Below are 2841 nucleotides of genomic sequence, written 5' to 3' on the forward strand. Positions count from 1 at the left end.
CGCTATAATTATCCGGATCAAATTCTACATCGATGGCAAAAATTGCTCCATCATAATAATCAATATCATAAATGAAACTCGCCTCAGTGATCAGCAGAGCTATAGAACTGTCTTTTACAATATATTCCTTCCGGGAAGATGGATATTCCGGATCGATCGGAACATAAGCTCCTCCTGCCTTTAATACTCCCAACATCGAAATGATCATCCACTCACTTCTATCCAACTGTATACCTATCAGGTCATCTGGTTGAATAGTGTAATTCTGTCGCAAATATGCCGCCAACTGATTAGACTTTTCGTTGAGCTGGCGATACGTCAGCGCTCTATCTTCAAATATTATGGCTACATTGTGCGGTGTCTTCGCGGCTTGCTCTTCAAACAAGTCTACTATTGTCTTATCTTTTGGAAAAGATACGGCTGTATCGTTAAAGGTCACCAGCAATTCATTCTTTTCCTGCTCAGACAGGTAATCTATTTGTGAGATCTTTTCTTCCGGTGTCTCCAGCAGGGCGGTTAACAGTTGCTTATAATGCCTTATCAGCCCTTCAACCATGGCCTTCTCGTAGACGTCAGTATTAAAGCCTATCTGAAGCGATAAATAGTCTCCTTCTTCCTGGAAGATAACCTCGATATCAAATTTTGATATGCGATATCCCCGATCTATAATCAGATCTATCTCTTCTGTTGATAATGATGCAAGTCCTTCTGACCTTTCTCCATTGTGAAGATCAAGCAGCACATCAAACACCGCGCTCCTGCTTGTATCCCGCTCAAGGTTTAATTCTTCTACCAACCGGCCGAAGGGATACATCTGGTGGCTATAGCTCTTTACCGTATCCTCTTTTACAGACTGGTAAAAACGCGCAAAGCTTTCTTCCGGGTTAACCTTATTTCTTAAAGCCAGCGTGTTTAAATAGAAACCCATCTGATCTTCCAAATCCGCGTGCGCTCTGCCCGCTACCGGAGCTCCTATGATGATATCTTTTTGTGATGTGTAGCGGTACATGAGCACATTCCATGAGGCAAGTAAGCCCATGAACAGGCTGCCTCCATTCTCCTGTGTATATCGTTTTAGTTTAGCCGTTGTTGCCTTATCCAGATAAGTGAGCAAACTATGACCATTATAGGTATTCGCTTTTGGCCGCTGTTTGCTCGTCGGCAGATCCAGCAGTGGTAATTCTCCCGAAAGTTTATCTAACCAATATTCCCTGTGTGCTTTAAATGACTCATCCTTCAACTGCGCCAACTGCCAGGCTGAATAATCCTTGTACTGGATTCTTAATTCTTTTAACTCAGGCGCTTTGCCTGCCTTGTAAGCTTCATAGTATTTCAATACATCTTTGGACAATACCTCCATAGACCAGCCATCGCTGATGATATGGTGCATATTGAAGTAGAATACATATTCCGCTTCCGCTACCTGCAGTAAGGCGGCCCTCAGTAAAGGCCCTTTTGCCAGATCGAATGCCCGGTAGGAATCTGCTGAAATATAGGCTGTTACTTTTTCCTGCTTGTTTGCCGCTTTTCTAAAATCCTGGTAATCGATCGTAAAGCCTAAGCCTTCTCTTTGAAGCACCCATTGCCTGATCTCTCCTGACTCATCTTCCCTGAAGATAGTTCTTAAGATCTCATGACGTTCGAGGGTGGCATCTATCGCCCGCCTGAAGTTTTCGATGTCAATATCCTGGTTCAGGTAAATGCTTCCTGGTATGTTATAAGCTGCCGAACCGCCTTCAAACTGGCTCAATACCCAGAGTCTTCTTTGACCATCTGAGATAGCATAACTTACCTGGGGACTTACTTTTTCTATTTGAACAAATGCCTCCCTGGTTGAAGATGCTATCAGTATGGCATGCGAGGCTACGCTGGTATGAGCGAACAGCTCTTTTAAACTCAGCTTTGCAGACAACTCCTTTTGATACTCATTGCCCAGGCGTATAGCGTTTAAACTATGGCCTCCCAATGCGAAAAAGTCATCATTCACCCCGATATTTTTCCGCTCAAGGACTTCTTCCCAGATCTTTACCAGCTTCGCTTCCGTCTCATTGCGTGGTGCTACATATTCCACACCACTCGTTAATCCCAGTCCTTCAGGATTCGGTAATAATTTCTTGTCTATTTTGCCATTAGCTGTTAATGGCATGGCTTCCAGTTGTACAAAGTAGGCAGGAAGCATATACTCAGGCACCGTCTGTTTTAAATAAGCTCTTAACTCACTTGTGTTTTGCTCAACACCGGAAGTGATATAGGCTACCAGCTCTTTTTCTCCTGATTCGTTTTCTTTGACTATTACAACTGCCTGGTTTATCTCTTTATTCTGCTCTAAAGCATGTTCTATTTCTCCAGGTTCTATGCGGTGCCCCCTGATCTTTACCTGTTCATCTTTTCTGCCTAAATATTCGATATTGCCATCGGGCAGCCAGCGTCCCAGGTCTCCGCTACGATAGAGGCGCTCTCCTTCCTCGAATGGATGGTCAATAAACTTCTCTGCTGTCAAGGCTGGCTGGTTGAGGTAGCCTCGTGCCAAACCAGCTCCTCCAATGCAAATCTCCCCTGCTACCCCTGGAGGCACTAACTCGAGCGCATTGTCTAAAATAAAAATTGTCAGCGTCGGAATAGCTTTGCCAATTACGCTGCTGCTGTTGTCCAGGTGCTCAAGAGCAAGTTCCTGGCAGGTAACGTGCACAGTAGTCTCGGTGATGCCATACATATTTACCAGCCGGCAGGCCGGGAACTGTTCTTTCCAGGGTTTGATCTTGGCCGGGTTCAGCGCTTCCCCACCAAAAATGACGTAGCGCAGTGATAGCTGCACTTCTTTACCTGCCATACATTGCTGCA

At 44.8% G+C, this 2841-nt stretch carries 1 protein-coding gene; it reads right to left on the bottom strand.

Features of this window, described 5'->3' with window-relative positions; all coding sequences use genetic code 11:
* Positions 1-2841, bottom strand: a 2841-nt coding sequence (locus tag A4R26_RS08210; protein WP_165760191.1) for a condensation domain-containing protein, incomplete at both ends; no start/stop codon positions are given.

The organism is Niastella populi, assembly GCF_002078015.1.
Lineage (GTDB): Bacteria > Bacteroidota > Bacteroidia > Chitinophagales > Chitinophagaceae > Niastella > Niastella populi.